Here is a 16,699-nt window from a genome sequence, read left to right as displayed (position 1 = left end):
TAATCGATAGAACAAGCCCGCCCTTTCCGTGAAGGTGGGCTTTTTGCTTATAATCACCACATTAAGAAAACATTAGTCAGAAAAGGTCTCAACCCTTAATTTTACAGCTTTATATTCCCTGTTTATGCCGCAAGACAAAAACCGCCAATTTCTTGAATTTGAGAAACCCATTAAAGAACTGTTCGATGATATTGAAGGGCTGAAGCAGAAAGCTGAAAAGAGTAAGATCGACCTGAGCGACCCCATCAGAAAGCTCGAAGAGCGGGTTATAGAAACCCGCAAGGCCATCACTCAAAACCTTACCCCCTGGCAAAAGGTACAGTTGAGCCGCCACCCCGATCGTCCCTATACACTGAAATATATTGATAAACTGACCACTGATTTCGTGGAACTTTTCGGCGATCGCAATGTGCGCGACGACAAGGCCATGGTAGGCGGTTTTGCCTCGCTTGACGGACGCACCGTCATGATCATTGGTCAGCAAAAAGGTATCAATACTAAGGCTCGCCAATTGCGCAACTTTGGTATGGCCAATCCCGAAGGATACCGCAAAGCCCTCCGTTTAATGAAACTTGCGGAGAAGTTCAACAAGCCTGTAATTACCCTCATAGATACGCCCGGAGCATATCCAGGTCTCGAAGCAGAAGAGCGCGGACAAGGCGAAGCCATCGCCCGCAACATCTATGAAATGATGCGCCTCAAAGTACCTGTGATCTGTGTGGTGATCGGGGAAGGAGCTTCCGGTGGCGCCCTCGGCATTGGAGTTGGCGACCGCGTATTCATGCTTGAAAATACCTGGTATACGGTGATCTCACCCGAAAGCTGCAGTTCTATCCTGTGGCGCAGCTGGGACCAAAAAGAGAAAGCCGCAGAACAACTGAAACTCACTCCTGATTATATGCACCAGTTCGGTTTGATCGATGAGATCATTCCTGAGCCTGTAGGTGGCGCCCACTGGGACTACCAGGAAGCAGCCAACCTGCTGAAACCCTATCTGTTGAATACGCTCAACGAGCTGGGACAGTTGACGCCTGAGCAACGCATCGAAAAGCGTATCGAGAAGTTCAATAAAATGGGCTTCTATGATGAGGTTGCGCAATAAACTCGGCCTGTTGCTGCCGGTACGCTACAGTTTTCCATAACACAGTGATAGCAAAGGATGAAGTCCACCTTACAGGACGACTATTACATTCCGTTTTTTTGCATCCGGTGTGGGTTATTAACTAGTTGATAGCAACAACAACAGCAGATTCCTTCAGAAAAAATTTGGGCGGAATATAATTGCTGATTATTTTTGGTACTCATCATGCAATTGATAAAGAAACATACAAAGCAATCCAAGAAGCGTTCCGGTAAGCGGGAAGGTTGAGGACAGAATTGTATGTCTAAATAATCATAAAGCCTTCCTGCAACGGAAGGCTTTTGTTTTGCTGGTGAATCCATAACAAACATTCGATCACTCATATTAAAACCCAACTACAGCAATGTCGCTTAGACAAACATTACAAGGCACGGGAGTAGCGCTGGTTACTCCATTCACCTCCACCACGGCAGTCGATTACGATTCCTTAGGAAAGCTGATCGATTTCGTGATCAAGGGAGGCGTTGAATACGTAGTTACGCTGGGAACCACCGGTGAAACCCCTACTCTCTCCAAGGAAGAAAAGAAGGATATCATCCAGTTCACTTATGAGAAGGTAGCGGCACGTGTGCCTGTAGTGGTAGGTATCGGGGGCAACAATACACAAGAGCTGTTGCAGGATCTGCAGTACTTCCCGCTGGATAAAGCAACAGCGGTACTGAGTGCAAGTCCCTATTATAATAAGCCATCACAGGAGGGGATCTTCCAGCACTACAAATTGCTGGCTGAAGCTTCTCCCAAGCCCATTTTGTTATACAACGTACCCGGAAGAACAGGTAGGAATATGACTGCTGCCACAACGCTGCGCCTGGCCAATGAAGTGGCCAACATCGCAGGTATCAAAGAAGCCAGCGGCGATATGGCACAATGCAGCCTAATTCTTCGCGACCGGCCCGAAAACTTCCTGGTAGTCAGCGGCGACGATGCGCTCACGTTTGCACAGGTAGCAACGGGCATGGATGGTGTGATCAGCGTGGCCGGTAACGCCTTCCCCAAGCAATTCTCCGATATGGTACGCTTCGCGCTCAAACAGGATCTCGCCATGGCTAAAAAGCTCAACGATCCATTGATCGAAGCCTATGACCTGATGTTTGCAGAGAACAATCCTGCCGGTGTAAAGGCATTCTTAACAGAACTGAATCTGCTGGAGAACATCCTGCGTTTGCCCATGACACCGTTGAGCAGCCAGCTTCACGATAAAGTACGCGAATACCTGAATTCGTAAGTATAAAAGCGATCGGCCCGGTGTTCCACCGGGCCGATCGCTTAATAATATCTTCAGTAACTTGTTACACTTTGTAGGTTACTCCTTCCAACGCCAGATCGGTATTGGGAAACACTTCGCAAGCCTCCTCTTTGAATATATCCAGCTTATCGTACTTCGAACTGAAATGCCCGATCAGTAAACGGCCAACTCCCGCCTTTTTTGCAATACAGGCCGCTTGTGTGGTCGTGGAATGGAAACGGCTCGCCGCACGATCATTGAGATCCTTGAGATAGGTGGTTTCATGATACAAAATATCTACCCCCTTCACCCTATCGATCAACTCTTCATCATAAAGCGTATCGGCGCTATAGGCATATGACTGAGGTTTGGGAGCAGGCTCTGTCACCCACTCGTTACGGATCACTTCGCCTGTCTTGGTCTCATAGTCTTCTCCCACTTTCAGCCGGTCGTAGAATGCTGCCGGTACTCCACGCAGAATTGCCTTATCCGGATTTACACGGCGTGGCGCCTTCACCTGATCGAAACGAAATCCCCAGCATGGAATCCGGTGCTTGGTCGGAAAGCAGGTTACCTTGAAACGATCCGTCTTTACCAGCACACCTTCTTCCTCCAGAGGATGAAAATGCAGCGGGTACGGTAACACGGTAGCTGCCGCCTTTAACTGCAGGTCGAGTATCTCTTTAAGTGGGGCGGGGGCAAATAAGTGCAGGTCGTTTTCCCGGTGCAGCAGTCCCATACTGTTGATGAAACCTGGCAGGCCGAAATAATGGTCGCCATGCAGGTGAGAGATAAAAATATGGTTGATACGACCCCAGCGGATCCGGTACTTTGACAGTTGAACCTGAGTTCCCTCCCCGCAGTCTACCAGGAAAAGCTGATCATCCAGCGTCACCAATTGCGACGTGGGATGCCGGTCATAAGCTGGCAACGCTGAATTATTTCCCAGGATAGTGACTGCGAGCATGCGGAAATGTAGGTTTTTGACTGCTGTAAGACGCACACACAGGGCCTTCTGCTGCTTATCACGGCTAAATTAACTGATTACCATATAATAACGCAAATCAATAACGATCAATTGTACTTAAAATATCGGGCAGGTAGCCTTTTCCAAATAAATTGAGGTGGATCAGCAGCGGATACAGGTTCGCAACCTCCCATTGTTCCCGGTAATTCGCAGGAGGCGGTGCATGCTGGTGGTAACTTTCATAAAAAAGGGCCTCAAACCCGCCAAATAAGGTAGTCATCCCCAGATCCACTGCCGGGTGGCCATAATAGACGGCTGGGTCAATCAAAACTGGCCGGCTATCGGTATCACAAAGAAAATTACCGCTCCAAAGATCGCCGTGCACCAACACAGGCGCTGTTTTACCGAAGATAACGGGCAGCGCTTTGTACACCCCTTCAAAACCCTTGGCTTGCTCTGCTGAAATTAAGTGCCTGTCAAACGCCAGCTTTACTTGAGGCTCCAATCGCCTTACGATGAAAAATTGGTCCCAATCGGCCAGCGGCCCATTCTGCTGTGGCAAAGCGCCCATATAGTTGTTGAAGGGTAAGCCAAAAACAGCAAGATCCTGATTGGACGGGGCGACTGTTTGAGTCTGTCCATGAAGGACTGCCAGCTGTTCTCCGAATCGCTCCCAAAAGGTGGCCGATTTAAGACCCTGCTCAATCCACTCCAGCACCAGCACCTGATGATCTTCTGTTTCGGCACAACCTAGCATTAACGGAGTGCGAATGGCGCCCGCAGCCGCCAACAGCTCCAGCCCCTCTTTTTCGCTACGGAACAGTCCGGGCAGTTCAGCCGCCCGGTTGACCTTCACAAAAAAACGCTGGCCGTTATTGGCCAGCGCCTGATATGTTTCGTTGATAGAACCTCCGCCTACCGGAATCAGACGGAGAGAGGTGATAACATTTCCTGCTACCGATCGTAGCAGTTCAAGAATATATTGATAAACGGGAACAGGTACCATGCTTATGAATGGTGAACATATACAAAGTCATAGCGCTCTTACAGACAAGCCCCAAAACTGGGCTACGGCACGTAAGCTTATCCCAACAACACCTTGCATTCGTTCAGCAGCTTCTCTTTATTGATGGCTACCGTGCCTACTTCTTCGCAGACCAGCCCACCCGCAATGTTGGCCACCTGCGCCATCAACTCAATGCTTTTGGTTGCCGTATAAATGAGTGAGGCCACTGCGATCACGGTATCACCAGCACCTGATACATCGGCTATATTGCGTAAATGCGATGGAATGATGCGCGCATTTTCGTGGTTGTGATAGAAAACTCCTTTTTCTGATAAGGTGATAAAGGATATCTGGTGGCCCAGCTTTTCCTGCAGCTTCCTGTGAATATCGGTAAGGGTGTTTAAGTTCACATCCTCTACCAGCAGGTTCAGGCCATCTTTAACCTCTTTCATATTGGGCTTGAAGATATCTACCCCTTCATAGGCAAAGAAGTTCTTTCGCTTGGGGTCGACCGTTGTAATCACGTCGTGCTGTTTGCAGAGCGCGATTACCGATTTGATCACCTGTTCGGTCAATACCCCTTTATTATAATCCTCAAGAACAATGGCCTGCGGCTTTTCCTCGAGAATGTATCGTTCCACTTGTTTCAATAAAGCTTGTTCGTCAGCACCAGCCAGGTCCTTGGTTGTTTCCGAATCAAGCCGCATCATTTGCTGGTTGCGGCTGATGATACGCACTTTATTGGTCGTGATGCGGGAAGCTGACTGCAACAAATAACTGGTCTTGATACCGGCTTCCTCAAACAATCCGTTCAACAATTGCCCATCATCATCTGCACCTGTTACCGACAAGGCTGCTACCTGGGCCCCCAATGAAACCAGGTTCAGCGCCACATTGCCTGCGCCTCCTATTCTGTACTCTCTCTTATCCAACGCCACCACAGGCACCGGTGCTTCGGGCGATATACGATCCACGTGTCCCCACCAATATGTATCCAGCATCACATCGCCGATAACACCCACCTTGATCCCTTCGAACTGAGCAAAAAGCTTATCAAAATTAACCCCACTCATATAGTGCTAACATTAAATAAAAAATACCTTGCAAAGCTTGCAAGGTATTGTATTTTCTGGAAAATTGGACCATTAACCAGCCGGCAGACTATGCCACCTGCTGTTCGGCCACCTCTTTCTTTTTATTCGATAACGCTATGTAATACAAGGGAATGCCCACCAGTACGATAGCCAGACCAGCACCCGCATACGCAGGTTTCATGATGATCAGGAATACGCAGAATGTCAAAGCCAGCAGTACATAGATAGCTGGTAAAACGGGGTAACCAAATGCCTTATAAGGGCGCTCGATATCCGGACGTTTTTTCCGCAGTACGGCAATGCCAATGATCGTCAGTGCGTAGAACATCACCACCACAAAAGAGATCATATCGAGCAGGTCGCCATAACCACCACTCAGGCAGAGAAGCGAGGCAACAATGCACTGCAGCCACAAAGCATATTCGGGAACAGAGTTTTTGTTCAGCGTGCCCGTCTTCTTAAAGAACAATCCATCCTTGGCCATGGTATAATATACCCGGGCACCTGCCAGGATCAAACCATTATTACAACCGAACGTGGAGATCATGATCATCACAGCAATGACCCTGGCACCGATATCTCCAAAGATCGAAGTGGAAGCTGCTACTGCTACGCGATCTCCTTCAGGAAACGCTATCTCGTTCAGGGGCAACACGTGCAGGTACATCAGGTTAGTAGTTACATAAATAACTGTTACGATGAGTGTGCCCAGGAAAAGACTAAGTCCGATATTACGTTTGGGATTCTTGATCTCACCGGCAATGAAGGTCACGTTGTTCCAGGAATCGCTGCTGAATATCGAACCTACCATCGCAGCAGCAATCGCTCCGATCAGCGCAGTACCACCAATAGGCAACCAGTTGCCGTTGGTAACAAAGCCTCCATCTGCATCCTTTTCCAGTTGAACGGCATTGAGGCCGGTTTGCCAGTTCTCATCCCAGAAACTGTGTTTCGCTAATAGGAAACCAAGGATAATCAAACCAAACAACGAGAACAATTTTACGGTAGTGAAGGTGGTCTGGATGATCTTACCACCTTTGATGCCTTTGGTATTCGTATAAGTGAGAAAGGCAATCAATGCTATGCCCAGCAACTGAGCGGCAGAGACCTTCAGTTTACCCAGTGTGAAGAGAATGTTCTTCTCGCCCAACTCCGGGATAAGATAAGCAGTAAACCTGCTGAAGGCTACTGCTACGGCAGCGATGGTAGCTGTTTGAATGACTGCAAAAAAACTCCAGCCATATAAAAAGCCGGCAAGTGGATTGAATGCTTCTTTGAGGTAAACATACTGACCACCTGCTTTGGGAAACATACCGCTTAGCTCGCCATAACTAACAGCAGCAGTAATGGTCATAAAACCGGTGATGAGCCACACCATGATTAGCCATCCGGCGCTGCCCGTATAACGGGTAATATCAGTACTAACAATGAAGATACCGGAACCGATCATCGAGCCGGCCACCACCATCGTAGCGTCGATGAGGCCCAATGAGGGCTTAAAAGCAGGTTTTGTTTCAGCCATAGCAGTTTAATAAGGGTCAAAATGTTTTAGAATAAAGATTCCTGAAGATAAGGAAATCAAATTGATGCAAGACACAAAAAAACGCAGCTATGGGATAGCTGCGTTTACCTATTTTAACTAAGAATAATCAGTATTTACTGGAGGTTCTTCATCTTCACTCTTTTCATACTTTATCCTCCATCTTTCATCATCACTGGCAGGTTAACCCGGCGCAGTAAACGATACCTGCCGGTTATTTGGCAGGCTTGGTGGCCTTGTATTGATCGTTCAATCCCTTTACCAGATCACCCGTTACATCGTACAGGGAGTCCTTATAATACATAATGAATCCAGGCTCATACGAGAGAATATAGGCAAACCCTTTATCCTTATTGTAAGTAGCCAGGTAATCCTCGATCTGCTTACGCATCTTCTTGGTCATATCCATTTGCTGCGTTTGCAGGTTCTCCTGCAACTGAGCTTCCCGTTTGCGGTAACTCTGCTCAAGTGTTGCCAACTCTTTTTGGGCGGCTTCCTGACCAGCTTGTGAATTCACCTCGTTCTGCAGTTGCTGATATCTTTTTTGAAACCTTACTTTGAGGTCTTGCAATTCGGCATTGGCTGCGCTCTCCTTGCCTTTCATTTCCTCCAGCGCATCCTTGTAATACGTGTAACTCGATTGCAATGAATCGATGTCGAAATAAGCGATCTTGAACTCTGTGTGATTCTTTTTACCTGCACTCACAGATTCATCTTTCGGTTTGCCTTTACCGGATAAATGCAGATAGAAAAGTACGCCGATAAGTGCCAGGGCAATAATGCTTAAAATAGTAGAGATGTTTCTCATTCCCGCCTTTTTTGCAAGATAGATTCTTGGGTTAAAAGAAAATTGTTAAAACTTTTAACAGTTCTGAATTAGTTCGTTAGGCCAACAAGATATACATAAATTTCATTTGAGCCACACTATAGCTATACTTAATTGATCGTATGCAAGGAATATTACGACACGTATTCCGGTAATAGAACAGCTACAAATAAAAAGGCAGGAAGCTTTTACTTCCTGCCTTGATCTATTCTCTTTACTACACGCTGAAGGCGTAGCTTATAAGCGAACTTTCAATTACTCTTCGTCATCGAAGCTCATGGCCTCACGGGTTGTTTGCAGCAGTTCATATTCTTCCTTGCTACCAACTACCATGTTCTCGAAGTCACGCAAACCAGTACCAGCCGGGATCGGATGACCTGTGATTACGTTCTCTTTCAGACCGAGCATATCATCGCTCTTACCCTGGATAGCCGCAGACGAAAGTACTTTCGTTGTTTCCTGGAACGAAGCAGCCGAGATCCAGCTTTGTGTACCCAGAGACGCTTTCGTGATACCCAACAATACAGGGTGAGAAGTTGCAGGATTTGCATCGCGGAACTCTACCGGTTTCTTGTCGGAACGACGCAGTAATGAATTCTCTTCACGGATCTCACGCAGGCTGGCGATCTGACCGGCGCGCAGTTTAGTGCTCTCGCCTGAATCGGAAACCACCTTCTTATCGAAGATCCAGTCATTCTCTTCATTAAAGTCAAAACGATCTTCCAGGTCTTCTTCGAGGAAGCGGGTATCACCCGGATCCACGATCTCAACTTTTTTCATCATCTGGCGAACGATCACCTCGATGTGCTTATCGTTGATCTTTACACCTTGCAAACGATATACTTCCTGGATCTCATTCACAACGTACTCCTGTACTGCAAACGGTCCTTTGATAGAGAGGATATCGCCAGGAGCAACCTGTCCGTCGGACAATGATGCACCAGCTTTGATGAAGTCACCATCCTGTACCAGGATCTGACGCGTCAACGGCACCAGGTATTTCTTAACAACACCATCCTTCGCTTCTACCACAATCTCGCGGTTACCACGTTTGATAGCACCGAATGCTACCACACCGTCGATCTCACACACGATCGCAGGGTTACCTGGATTACGTGCTTCAAACAACTCAGTTACACGTGGCAGACCACCCGTGATATCTCGCTGCATACGCAGTGTACGAGGAATCTTCACCAATACCTGGCCGGCACGTACATCTTCGCTTTGATCAACGATGATGTGTGAACCAACTGGCAGGTTGTATTGCTTCACATCCTTGCCCTCAACGATCAGGGTCGGGATCTTGTTCTTATCTTTTGTTTCGATAACCACTTTCTCGCGGTGACCTGTTTGTTCGTCGGCCTCTTCACGGTAAGTGATACCTTCAATAACGTTCTCAAACTTGATCTGACCGGCAATTTCAGCCACCACAACGTTGTTGAACGGATCCCATGTACAGATCACATCGCCCTTCTTCACATTCTGACCATCCTTCACCAACAGGGTTGCACCATAAGGTACGTTGTTGGTAATAAGCAAACGGTCATTCTTCAGGTCCATGATCCGCAACTCACCCGTACGGCCGATAACCACCTGGATCTTGTTGCCTTCGTTATCTTCAGCGGCTACAGAACGCAGACCGTCGAATTGTACAGTACCCTCGAATTTGGCGATCAATGAAGATTCTACCGAAGCAGAACCGGCCACACCACCCACGTGGAAGGTACGCAGTGTAAGCTGTGTACCAGGCTCACCGATCGACTGCGCAGCGATGATACCTACTGCATCACCCTTCTGCGTAATATTACCGGTAGCCAGGTTCTTACCATAACACTTCACGCACACACCGCGTTTGCTTTCGCAGGTAAGTACAGAACGGATCTCAACAGCTTCAATGCCGTTTTCCTCGATTTCTTTACCGATATCTTCCGTGATCTGTGCACCGGCTTCAACAATCAGCTTATCAGTCTCAGGATTGTATACGTTGTGGAGTGATGTACGGCCAATGATACGATCGTACAGTGGCTCTACTACCTCTTCGTTATCTTTCAGCGCACTGATGGCAATACCACGCAGTGTTCCACAATCTTCTTCTGTAATAACAACGTCCTGTGCTACGTCCACCAAACGACGGGTCAGGTAACCGGCATCAGCCGTTTTAAGGGCCGTATCCGCAAGACCTTTACGCGCACCGTGCGTGGAAATGAAGTAATCCAATACGTTCAGGCCGCCTTTGAAGTTGGAAAGGATCGGGTTTTCGATGATCTCACTTCCGCTGGAACCAGACTTTCTGGGCTTAGCCATCAGCCCTCTGATACCGCAAAGCTGTTTGATCTGCTGTTTGGAACCACGGGCACCGGAGTCAAGCATCATGTACACGGAGTTGAAGCCTTGCTTATCGCTGCTCAGCTCACGAATGAGCGTTTCAGTGATACGGGTATCAACACGTGACCAGATGTCTACGATCTGGTTGTAACGCTCGTTGTTGGTGATAAGACCCATGTTGTAGTTGTCCCAAACCTCATCTACTTCACCTTTCGCATTGTCCAGTACTTCTTCCTTGATAGATGGGATGATCAGGTCATTGATGTTGAACGACAAACCACCCTGGAAGGCTGTACGGAAACCAAGCTGCTTGATATCATCGAGGAACTTAGCGGTCTTGGGAACGTTGGTGATCTTAATGATGTCACCAATAATCTCCCGCAAGCTCTTCTTTGTCAGCAGGGCATTGATATAACCTACTTCTTTAGGAACAAACTGGTTGAACAATACGCGGCCTACGGTAGTTTCGATCAGCTTTCTGTGAATGGTGCCGTCATTTTCACGTACATCAACTTTTACCTTGATGTGCGCGTGCAGGTCAACACGTTGTTCGTTGTAAGCGATGATCACCTCTTCAGCACTGTAGAAGGCTTTACCTTCACCACGCATCACTACATCGCCCATTGTTTTCTTACCCTTGGTGATATAGTATAGACCGAGTACCATGTCCTGAGAAGGAAGGGTCATCGGCGCACCATTCTGCGGGTTAAGGATGTTGTGTGAAGAAAGCATCAGCAACTGGGCTTCCAGTACAGCGGCATTGCTCAACGGAACGTGAACCGCCATCTGGTCACCATCGAAGTCGGCGTTGAACGCAGAACACACGAGCGGGTGAAGTTGGATCGCTTTACCTTCAATCAATTTAGGCTGGAAGGCCTGGATCGATAACCTGTGCAGCGTAGGGGCACGGTTAAGCATCACAGGGTGTCCTTTCAGAATATTTTCGAGGATATCCCAGACCACAGCTTCCTTACGGTCTACCAGCTTACGGGCAGATTTAACTGTTTTTACGATACCCCTTTCAATCAATTTGCGGATGATAAACGGCTTGAACAGCTCAGCAGCCATGTCCTTTGGCAAACCGCACTCGTGCAGCTTCAGCTCAGGACCTACTACGATTACAGAACGACCGGAGTAGTCAACACGTTTACCCAACAGGTTTTGACGGAAACGACCTTGCTTACCTTTCAGTACGTCACTGAGTGATTTCAGTGCACGTCCGCCTTCAGCTTTAACGGCATTTGACTTACGGCTGTTATCGAACAGCGAGTCAACCGCTTCCTGCAACATACGTTTTTCGTTACGCAGGATCACCTCAGGGGCCTTGATCTCCAACAGCCTCTTAAGACGGTTGTTACGGATGATCACACGACGGTAAAGGTCATTCAGGTCAGAAGAAGCAAAACGGCCACCGTCCAGAGGAACGAGCGGGCGCAGCTCCGGAGGAATAACAGGGATGTACTGCATTACCATCCACTCGGGGCGGTTGGTGATGCGGCTGTTGGCTTCACGGAATGCTTCTACCACGCTCAAACGCTTCAGGGCATCAGCCTTACGTTGTTGAGAGGTTTCGGTAGCAGCAGCGTTACGCAGCGAGAACGACAGGCTGTCGAGCTCGATGCGCTGCAGCATGTCATGTACCGCTTCAGCACCCATTTTAGCAATGAACTTCTGAGGATCTTCGTCAGGCAGGTATTGATTCTCCTTTGGAAGGTTCTCCAGAATTTCCAGGTATTCTTCTTCAGTCAGCAGATCACCCATCTTTAATCCGCGATCTTCACGGATACCAGCCTGGATCACTACAAACCTTTCATAGTAAACGATGGTTTCCAGTTTCTTCGAACTTACGCCGAGCAGGTAACCGATCTTGTTGGGTAAGCTCTTGAAGTACCAGATGTGAACTACAGGCACCACCAGTTTGATGTGGCCCATACGTTCACGACGTACTTTCTTTTCAGTAACTTCTACACCGCAACGGTCGCACACGATACCCTTATAACGGATACGTTTGTACTTACCGCAGGCGCACTCATAATCCTTCACTGGTCCGAAAATACGTTCGCAGAACAAACCATCACGTTCAGGCTTGTACGTACGATAGTTAATAGTCTCAGGCTTTAATACCTCACCATAGCTACGCTCTAAAATAGAATCCGGTGAAGCCAAACCGATCGTGATCTTCGAAAAGGTGGCCCTGGGACGATTATCTTTTTTAATAGCCATATTATTTATTAGCTTTTTAGCCGGGACCTCCGGCGGTCAACCAAAGGTCCCTTGCTAAGTTTTTGATATTTTGTTCAGTTCCTGTCAATCAGGCTGCGTGGCTTTCGCCGGCAGCTCACGGCTTTGCTTATTCAAACTTCAGGTCAAGACCCAAACCTCTCAGCTCATGCACCAATACGTTGAATGATTCTGGGATGCCGGCTCTTGGAATATTGTCACCTTTAACAATGGCCTCATAAGTCTTCGCACGACCGATGATATCATCCGATTTAAGGGTGAGCAATTCCTGCAGGATGTTGGAAGCACCGTAAGCTTCGAGCGCCCACACCTCCATCTCACCGAAACGCTGACCACCAAACTGAGCTTTACCACCCAGCGGTTGTTGTGTGATCAAGCTGTATGGTCCGATCGAACGTGCGTGCATCTTATCATCCACCATGTGGTGCAGTTTGATCATGTAGATCACACCCACCGTAGCCTTTTGGTGGAAGCGCTCACCTGTTTCGCCATCGAACAGATAACTGTGACCGAAGCTAGGCAGGTTTGCCTTATCGATATGGTTGGCGATCTCTTCTACGGTAGCACCATCGAAGATCGGCGTAGCGAACTTAACACCCAGTTTCTGACCAGCCCAACCCAGTACAGTTTCATAGATCTGTCCGAGGTTCATACGGGAAGGTACACCGAGCGGGTTCAGTACGATATCTACCGGCTCACCGTCATGCAGGAACGGCATATCTTCTGCGCGAACGATCTTCGCAACGATACCCTTGTTACCGTGACGACCGGCCATCTTATCACCCACTTTCAGCTTACGCTTAACAGCGAGGTATACTTTAGCCAGTTTCAATACACCGGCAGGTAATTCGTCACCGATCGAGATGTTGAATTTCTCTCTCTTGTAACGACCCAGTTCTTCGTTGAACTTGATGTTATAGTTGTGCAGCAGGATGTTGATGTTGTCATCGATGGCAGCATCACCAGTCCAACCCAGCGGGTTAACGTTCTGGTAGTCGATTGAAGACAGGTTCTTGGGGTTGAACTTAGCACCCTTACCGATCTGTACTTCACCGAAGTTGTTGTTAACACCGGCAGAAGGTTTATCCTTCAACAGGGTTTGCAGCTTGTTCAGCAACAGTTCCTTCAGCTCTTCTACGTTCTTCTCGTGAACCTTCTCGAGTTTTTCGAGTGCGGCCTTCTCACGGATCTTCGCGTTCTTATCTTTCTTGGCGCGTTGGAACAGTTTTTTACCGATCACCACACCTTCTACACCGTTCGGTGCTTTCAGTGAGGCATCCTTGGCATCACCGGCCTTATCACCGAAGATGGCCCTTAACAGCTTCTCTTCAGGAGTAGGATCGCTTTCGCCTTTAGGAGTGATCTTACCGATCAGAATATCGCCTTCCTTGATAGCAGCACCCAGGCGGATGATACCATTTTCGTCGAGGTCTTTGGTAGCCTCTTCAGAAACGTTGGGGATATCTGGTGTCAGTTCTTCTTCACCCAGCTTAGTGTCGCGTACTTCCAGCTCATATTCGGAAATATGGATAGAAGTGAACAAGTCTTCGCGGGCTACTTTCTCATTGATTACGATGGCATCCTCGAAGTTGTAACCTTTCCAGGGCATGAATGCCACGCGGAGGTTACGACCCAGGGCCAGTTCACCAGCCTGTACAGCGTATCCTTCGGTAAGGAAATCGCCTTTCTTCAACCTTTGGCCTTTCTTAACGGCAGGCTTATGGTTGATACAGGTTTCCTGGTTCGTCTTTATGAACTTGGTCAGTCTGTAAATTCTGAGATCGTCTTCGAAGCTCACCAGACGGTCACCTTCTGTACGATCGTAACGAACATGGATCTCGCTGCCGTCTACGTACTCAACGATACCCTCGCCTTCAGACAGGATCTGTACCCTTGCATCGCGGGCTGCCTTACCTTCCAGACCTGTACCCACGATCGGGTTTTCAGGACGGATCAGGGGAACTGCCTGACGTTGCATGTTTGATCCCATCAGGGCACGGTTGGCGTCATCGTGCTCGAGGAACGGAATCAGCGAAGCACTCAGACCCACAATCTGGTTGGGTGCTACGTCCATGAACTCTACTTCACTGGGCTCCAGGATGGGGAAGTCACCAGTTTGACGCGAAGAGATCTTGCTTTCAACAAAAGTTCCCTTCTCATCGAGCGGAGAACTTGCCTGGGCGATCTTCGCGATATCTTCTTCTTCAGCACTGAGGAAGGTCAGTTTTTTCAGGTCTACTTTACCGTTGTCAACCTTGTGGTAAGGAGTTTCGATAAAGCCCATCTCATTGATCTTTGCGTGTACGCAAAGTGTAGAGATCAGACCGATGTTCGGACCTTCAGGAGTTTCGATGGTACACAGACGGCCGTAGTGGCTATAGTGTACGTCACGAACCTCAAAGCCTGCACGCTCACGGCTCAAACCGCCTGGCCCGAGTGCGGAGATACGACGCTTGTGCGTGATCTCACTCAGCGGGTTGGTTTGGTCGAGGAACTGAGACAACTGAGAGGTACCGAAGAATGAGTTGATCACTGAAGACAGTGTTCTCGCGTTGATAAGGTCAACAGGCGTGAACACCTCATTGTCACGTACGTTCATACGTTCGCGGATGGTACGGGCCATACGGGCCAAACCAACACCGAACTGAGCATACAGCTGCTCACCTACGGTACGTACACGACGGTTGCTCAAGTGATCGATATCATCGATTTCCGCTTTACCGTTGGTAAGGCGAACGAGATATTTGATGATCTCGATGATATCTTCTTTGGTCAATGTTTTTTGCTCCAGCGGCTGGTTCAGGTTCAGCTTGCGGTTGATCTTGTAACGACCAACCTCACCGAGGTCGTAACGCTTGTCGCTGAAGAACAGTTTGTCGATGATACCGCGGGCGGTTTCATCATCGGGAGCATCGGCGCCGCGCAACTGACGGTAGATGTGTTGCACCGCTTCCAGCTCACTGTTGGAAGTATCTTTGTTCAATGTGTTGTAGATGATCGCGAAATCACCACCCACATCTTCTTTTTGTACGAATACGCTCTTAACGTCCATATCGGCGATCATGTCGATGGCCTCTTCGTCCAGCACGGTATCGCGCTCGAGTACCACTTCATTACGCTCGATAGACACAACCTCGCCGGTATCTTCATCCACGAAGTCTTCTACCCAGGTTCTCAATACACGGGCAGCCAGGCGTTTGCCGAGGTAGGCTTTCAGGGACTTAAGGTCACCGTTCACTTCATCGGCCATTCCAAAGAGTTCCAGGATGTCCTTATCGGTTTCATAACCGATAGAACGCAACAGGGTTGTTACCGGGAATTTCTTTTTACGGTCGATGTAAGCATACATCACGTTGTTGATGTCGGTGGCGAACTCCATCCAGGCTCCCTTGAAGGGGATCACACGGGCAGAGTAGATCTTGGTGCCGTTGGGGTGAATGGACTGACCGAAGAATACACCGGGTGAACGGTGCAGCTGCGATACCACCACACGCTCGGCGCCGTTGATCACGAAAGTACCACGGGGAGTCATGTAAGGAATGTTTCCTAAGAATACATCCTGTACGATGGTTTGGAAATCAACGTGTTCCTCGTCATTACAGCTCAAACGCAGTTTCGCTTTCAGCGGTACAGCGTAGGTCAATCCACGCTCCATACACTCTTCGATGGTGTAGCGGGGCGGATCAATAAAATAATCCAGGAACTCCAGCACGAAAATGTTCCGGGTGTCGGTGATCGGGAAATTCTCCTTAAACACCTTGAACAGCCCTTCGATGTTACGCTTGTCCGGAGTAGTCTCTAACTGGAAAAATTCTTTGAAAGATTGAATCTGTACTTCGAGTAGATCAGGAGCTTCGGCTAAATTTTTGATCTTACCAAAGTTAATCCTGCTTTGCAATTTTGTTGAAGACATATTGATTAAAACCGGTTTTTTTAGTTGTTCGAACGTTCAAAAATCACCAAAATCGTCTATACACAAAAAAATCACAGGAGAACAGTTAAGTTCTCTGTGAACTGAATTTGAAGTAGTTATGTAAATTTGGCCATGTAATAACGTACCCCAGCTAATTAGCATTGTGAAAAATGGACGGCAAAGGTAACGAAAAACCCGACATTTCACAAAATTTGTTCCAAAACGCAGCGCCGGATCAATTGGGGGTAACAATTCCGGCTCCGGTTACCTCGCCGCTCAGATAAACTTGAACAACTAATAAACACTTTATCCTTCTTCCGGTTCAGTAACAGGGAGTTTAAAAATACAAAAAATTCAAACACAAACAGATACGTCGAAACAGAACTTTTCCCCACGTTCAAGTGGTTCCCCGTGTCGGGTT

Annotated in this window: 9 protein-coding genes; 2 read left to right on the top strand and 7 right to left on the bottom strand. The window is 48.1% G+C overall.

What is annotated here, in order from left to right:
- The first annotated feature begins 124 nt into the window (after positions 1-124).
- Both P2H89_RS15325 and dapA read left to right on the top strand, forming a co-directional pair.
- On the top strand, positions 125-1,102 hold the full coding sequence (locus tag P2H89_RS15325; protein WP_275828287.1) for an acetyl-CoA carboxylase carboxyltransferase subunit alpha: 978 nt from the start codon (positions 125-127) through the stop codon (positions 1,100-1,102).
- Between the two features lie 382 nt (positions 1,103-1,484).
- Entirely contained in the window at positions 1,485-2,366 is an 882-nt protein-coding gene (dapA, locus tag P2H89_RS15320; RefSeq protein ID WP_275828285.1) for a 4-hydroxy-tetrahydrodipicolinate synthase, read from the top strand.
- A gap of 64 nt (positions 2,367-2,430) precedes the next feature.
- Here the strand turns inward: dapA and P2H89_RS15315 are convergent, their stop codons facing one another.
- The 7 genes from P2H89_RS15315 to rpoB all read right to left on the bottom strand — a co-directional run bounded on the left by P2H89_RS15315 (position 2,431) and on the right by rpoB (position 16,278).
- On the bottom strand, positions 2,431-3,333 hold the full coding sequence (locus tag P2H89_RS15315) for a ribonuclease Z (RefSeq protein ID WP_275828283.1): 903 nt from the start codon (positions 3,331-3,333) through the stop codon (positions 2,431-2,433).
- 97 nt (positions 3,334-3,430) lie between these two features.
- On the bottom strand, positions 3,431-4,339 hold the full coding sequence (locus P2H89_RS15310) for a fructosamine kinase family protein (protein WP_275828281.1): 909 nt from the start codon (positions 4,337-4,339) through the stop codon (positions 3,431-3,433).
- Between the two features lie 77 nt (positions 4,340-4,416).
- Positions 4,417-5,412 carry a PfkB family carbohydrate kinase gene (locus tag P2H89_RS15305; RefSeq protein WP_275828279.1) on the bottom strand — a complete coding sequence of 332 codons (996 nt, stop codon included), beginning with the start codon at positions 5,410-5,412 and terminating at the stop codon, positions 4,417-4,419.
- Between the two features lie 88 nt (positions 5,413-5,500).
- Positions 5,501-6,955, bottom strand: coding sequence for an amino acid permease (locus tag P2H89_RS15300; RefSeq protein ID WP_275828278.1), 1,455 nt, complete (start codon positions 6,953-6,955; stop codon positions 5,501-5,503).
- 232 nt (positions 6,956-7,187) lie between these two features.
- Complete coding sequence (locus P2H89_RS15295) at positions 7,188-7,781, bottom strand: OmpH family outer membrane protein (protein WP_275828276.1); 594 nt, start codon at positions 7,779-7,781, stop codon at positions 7,188-7,190.
- 273 nt (positions 7,782-8,054) lie between these two features.
- Entirely contained in the window at positions 8,055-12,347 is a 4,293-nt protein-coding gene (gene rpoC / locus P2H89_RS15290; protein WP_275828273.1) for a DNA-directed RNA polymerase subunit beta', read from the bottom strand.
- 127 nt (positions 12,348-12,474) lie between these two features.
- Positions 12,475-16,278 (bottom strand): DNA-directed RNA polymerase subunit beta, encoded by a 3,804-nt coding sequence (rpoB, locus tag P2H89_RS15285; RefSeq protein WP_275828271.1) that lies wholly within the window; start codon positions 16,276-16,278, stop codon positions 12,475-12,477.
- Positions 16,279-16,699: the final 421 nt, after the last annotated feature.

Source organism: Paraflavitalea sp. CAU 1676 (assembly GCF_029223285.1).
Classification (GTDB): domain Bacteria; phylum Bacteroidota; class Bacteroidia; order Chitinophagales; family Chitinophagaceae; genus Paraflavitalea.
Note: the sequence above shows the minus strand (reverse complement) of the source record. Positions and strands in the feature narration are given on the sequence as shown.